We start from the raw sequence: 4212 nt of genomic DNA, 5'->3' as shown, positions 1-4212 counted from the left end.
CCCGATTCTTACAAATATGCGCGAGTGGCTCAGTTGGTGGAGCGCGACCTTGCCAAGGTCGAGGCCGCGGGTTCGAGTCCCGTCTCGCGCTCTTTTTTATTATTGCGGAAGCTTTGATTCATCAGGGTTTCCGCTTTTTTGCATTTTCATTTTTATGTAGACAGTTGTAGACACCTGAAGACAATATATACGCTTACAGACTGTTTAAAAGCAATTTGTTGGAATAAATGTATCGCAGAGTAAAAGGAGGAAACCAAATGAGCAAAGTATTAATTCTAAACGGAAGTCCACGTGTAAACGGCAACACATCCATTGCCATCCGGGAAATGGAGAATGTATTTCGAAATAGTGGGGTAGAGGTAACAACCATACAGATTGGAAATAAAGATATCCGGGGCTGTATTGCCTGTAACCAGTGCAGCAAAATTGGAAAATGTGTGTTTGATGATATCGTAAATGAGCTGGCACCTCTCTTTGAGGCGGCGGATGGCCTGGTGATTGCCAGTCCGGTCTACTATGCATCGGCTAATGCGACGCTGATTGCCTGTCTTGACCGCTTGTTTTACAGCACGTCCTTTGATAAGAGCATGAAGGTGGGTGCCAGTGTAGTCTGTGCACGCAGAGGTGGCTGCTCAGCGACTTTTGATGAATTGAACAAATTTTTTACCATCAGCAATATGCCGATCGCATCCAGCAGATACTGGAACAGTATTCACGGCTGTGAGAAAGGGGAGGCAGAGATGGATGAGGAAGGCAAGCAGACGATGCGGATGCTTGCAAAGAATATGGCATTTCTTATGAAGGCCATCGAGCTTGGCAAGAAAGAATATGGTCTTCCGGAACAGGAGGAGCGGACGGCGACGAATTTTATTCGGTAAGTTTAAGGGAGTCAGAGCATTTCTGATAATGTAGTCCATGCGCCGGCTGGATGGAGATACGATTTCGAAAATGAGATCGGGAGCGCCGGAACAGCCGCGGTCGGTCAATTTATTCGGATCACAGATAAGAGAGAGATCCGGCTCAACCCAATCTTTATCATCCGCATCCAGATTGACGGCGAAAGGAGGCGGATAAACGCGGCATTTTCCGCCGTTGGACTCGATATAATTTCCAAGAAGGCGGGAAATCTGGTAGAAAATTTCCTTATGAATCCGGCTTGGAGGTGCCATATTATAAAATTGCCCCTCGATCAGCTCTGCACGCTGCCCGTCGGGCAAATTCCAGTAATCTTTTGAAATATAGGTATACCTATACCTAAAAGTATATTACAGGAAGAAATTATTTTTAATCATCCGTACGTATTCGCAACCAATCCCAGATAACCTCAGCGTCGTATCCGGTCATATGGATAATGATGACCGGATAATCGCGAACCGTCTCATACGGAAGTTTACTGGAACCGTCATGCATCCATCACAGGAAAAGGCTGTAGCGGACGATGGCATGCTCTAACGCGATCCCCTGCATCTGTAGAATCATATCTTCCAGTCCGCTGCCTGGTTCCAGTAGAGCGGAAAAGAACGCATTTGCCAGAAAATGACGAAGAGGCATCTGATAGAGCACCGATGCATTTCGAAATTTTTCCCAGGGTAGTTCAATATCGCAGATCAGTGAGCGTAGCTGCGGGAGAGTCCTTCGGAAAATTTCTGTGGACAGGATATGCATGAGGGGAGATTCCCGGGGGATTTTGAGCGGAAATATGGTTGGATGGCAAAAGTTCACGCGCCATTTGGATAAAATCCTGCATGACAGGAGACAGAAACTTGCTTTGATGCCACGCCAGATGAACGGTATTTTGAAAAGAAAAATCCGAAAAATAGATCCGGGAAATGGTACTGAGTCTCAGCTCAGCTTCGAGCATAGCGCTTGGCAGAATTGTGACGCCAAGCCCCAGGCGGACGGCTTCGAGAATGGCCTCTTGTGAGGTACTTTCCCAGGCAGGGGTGACCTCACAGCCGGTCTGGCGGATGGCATTTTGAAATACTTCATAGGAGGTGCTACCGACTTCGCGGAAGAGCAGCGGTTGTTTCATAAATGTATTGATGGAAACGGTTTTTCCTGCCATCGGGTGTCCCGGCGCGCAGATGGCGGTGTAGTGTTCCTGAAACAGGGGAGTCAGGGCAATCTGTTCGGAGTGGATGGTTCCGCCGACGATTGCAAGATCTAGCGCCCCATTTAAGAGCATGGCTTCCGTCTGTGCGGTCGTCTGTATATGGACCTGCGTGTGCACCTGGGGATATGTCTCTTGAAATAGCTGCATGAAACGTGGCAGATAGGAAATCCCCACGTTGGTGCTGGCACCGATGCGGAGAACTCCGCTGATTCCGGAATTGGAAAATGCCAGTTCCATTTCATCGTACATCTGGATAAAATGACGTGCATAGTCGAGAAAACGCCGCCCTTCGCCGGTAATTCGCAGACGCTGGTTGATCCGGTCGAAAAATAATGTTCCGTAGTGTTCTTCGAGCTCCCGGACGGCGGTGCTGACGGTTGGCTGCGTCAGGTAGAGATTGCGTGCCGCCTGTGTAATGCTTCCGGCGGATGCTACTTCGATAAAAATTCGGAAATGCCGCAGTGTCATGAAAACTCCTTTCCTGAATGTTTCATAAGGAGTGGGAAACATTCGTATTTGTATGTTTGTCCTACTTTTTTCCTGCCGTCAGAAATATTATTTTTGACGGCGTTGCTTTTATAGAGAATCATAGATATTTTAATAAGAACTATATATAAATTATAGTAATTTTAAAATGAATTGGCAAGTGTTATAATGGGCACAGAAAAAGGAATGTTGTTTTGCGTGAAGGAGAACTGGGAGAGACAAAAGATAAAATAGAAAAAGGGGGAATGGCAGATGAAACAGAAGCATCAACTGCTGGTTTTATTTTTAAAAACACTTTATATCAGCGCATTTACATTCGGGGGCGGTTTCGTCATTGTGACATTTATGAAGAAGTGTTTCGTGGATGAGCTTCACTGGATTGATGAACAGGAAATGCTTGATTTTACCGCACTGGCACAGTCCTGTCCGGGCGCGATTGCGGTAAATGGGGCAATTTTGGTTGGTTGGAAAGTATATGGGTTTGCCGGAATGGTGGTGGCAGTCATCGGAACGATTCTTCCGCCGATGGCGATTCTGGCGGTTTTATCCGTCTGTTACGCCGCGTTTGCGTCGAACGTCTGGGTGGCAGCAGCACTAGAGGGAATGCGAGTCGGCGTGGCGGCTGTGATTCTGGATGTTTCCTGTGGGCTGGGAGTGAATGTTCTGAAGGGAAAAAAGCTGTATTCAATTGCAATCATGGTAATTGCGTTCCTGGCTGATTTTGTGCTGGATGTGAATGTAATCTATATCATTGCGGCGGGTATTCTGGCGGGAACGATTCGATTTATCTGGATGAGAAAACGTGAGCAGACGGCCGGTGCGGTATAGAGGGGGAGAATAGATATGATCTATATACAATTATTTTTGAGCTTTCTGCAGATAGGGCTTTTCAGCGTGGGCGGCGGCTACGCGGCGATTCCACTGGTACAGAGCCTGATTGTGGAACGACAGGGATGGATCACGATGACGGAGTTTACGAATCTTATCACGATCGCGGAAATGACGCCGGGACCGATTGCGGTCAATTCAGCAACCTTTGTCGGAATTCGGATAGCGGGACTTCCGGGGGCGGTTGCGGCAACCTGGGGATGTATTTTCCCATCTTGTATCATTGTATCGGTATTGGCATACATATATCGGCGTTACCGTGGCGGCTCTGCGATGGGAAGTATTTTAGGCAGTCTTCGCCCAGCGGTAGTGGCGCTGATCGCAGGTGCTGGACTTTCGATGCTACTGGCAGCAGTTCTTCCAGAGATAAATGGGGAGAGGATGATCCAGTGGGGCAGTCTGGTTCTTTTTTCGGCAGCTTTTATAGCGCTCCGTAAATGGAAACTGAACCCAATTCTTGTGATGTGGGTCTGCGGCGGTGTCAGCCTGGCAGTTAAATTGATTGAGTATCATTTGTAGAGAAGGTAGTATAGGAATAGGTAATAGATATAAATGAGAGTGTAGATGGAGATTGAAAGCTGTATTTATGAATGGATGGAAATGGCATCGGATTCTTTTGATTCGATGCCATTTCTGGGATTAGGGGAAATAGATGCATAGACTTAGAATGGTAAGAATATTCTAAAAAATCACAACAAAATAAAAAGAATAACAAATATAGAAAA

Annotated in this window: 4 protein-coding genes, 1 tRNA gene and 1 pseudogene; 4 read left to right on the top strand and 2 right to left on the bottom strand. The window is 46.8% G+C overall.

The genetic code is table 11. From position 1 onward, the window contains the following. Positions 1-18: 18 nt before the first annotated feature. Positions 19-91, top strand: a tRNA-Gly gene (locus DXB70_RS13835). A gap of 166 nt (positions 92-257) precedes the next feature. Continuing rightward, the gene (locus DXB70_RS13830; RefSeq protein ID WP_118673485.1) at positions 258-878 is read left to right on the top strand and encodes a flavodoxin family protein; all 621 of its coding nucleotides are present in this window, start codon (positions 258-260) and stop codon (positions 876-878) included. Between the two features lie 42 nt (positions 879-920). Here DXB70_RS13830 and DXB70_RS13825 read toward each other — a convergent pair. Together DXB70_RS13825 and DXB70_RS13820 are read right to left on the bottom strand one after the other, a co-directional pair. Further along, positions 921-1217: pseudogene (locus tag DXB70_RS13825) on the bottom strand (Uma2 family endonuclease); the annotation flags it as partial. A 377-nt stretch (positions 1218-1594) separates the two neighbouring features. Continuing rightward, on the bottom strand, positions 1595-2581 hold the full coding sequence (locus DXB70_RS13820) for a LysR family transcriptional regulator (protein ID WP_182448457.1): 987 nt from the start codon (positions 2579-2581) through the stop codon (positions 1595-1597). A gap of 270 nt (positions 2582-2851) precedes the next feature. Between DXB70_RS13820 and DXB70_RS13815 the strand changes: the two genes are divergently transcribed. Next, positions 2852-3427 carry a chromate transporter gene (locus DXB70_RS13815; protein WP_118469525.1) on the top strand — a complete coding sequence of 192 codons (576 nt, stop codon included), beginning with the start codon at positions 2852-2854 and terminating at the stop codon, positions 3425-3427. Between the two features lie 15 nt (positions 3428-3442). Continuing rightward, the gene (locus tag DXB70_RS13810) at positions 3443-4006 is read left to right on the top strand and encodes a chromate transporter (RefSeq protein ID WP_118653420.1); all 564 of its coding nucleotides are present in this window, start codon (positions 3443-3445) and stop codon (positions 4004-4006) included. The last annotated feature ends 206 nt before the right edge of the window (positions 4007-4212 follow it).

The organism is Clostridium sp. OM05-5BH (assembly GCF_003481505.1).
Classification (GTDB): Bacteria; Bacillota; Clostridia; order Lachnospirales; family Lachnospiraceae; genus Otoolea; species Otoolea fessa.
Note: the sequence above shows the minus strand (reverse complement) of the source record. Positions and strands in the feature narration are given on the sequence as shown.

Bases quoted from the DNA above. Each gene is read 5' to 3' on its own strand.
- DXB70_RS13810 (WP_118653420.1), top strand. From the start codon at position 3,443: ATGATCTATATACAATTATTTTTGAGCTTTCTGCAGATAGGGCTTTTC.
- DXB70_RS13830 (WP_118673485.1), top strand. From the start codon at position 258: ATGAGCAAAGTATTAATTCTAAACGGAAGTCCACGTGTAAACGGCAAC.
- DXB70_RS13820 (WP_182448457.1), bottom strand. From the start codon at position 2,581: ATGACACTGCGGCATTTCCGAATTTTTATCGAAGTAGCATCCGCCGGA.
- DXB70_RS13815 (WP_118469525.1), top strand. From the start codon at position 2,852: ATGAAACAGAAGCATCAACTGCTGGTTTTATTTTTAAAAACACTTTAT.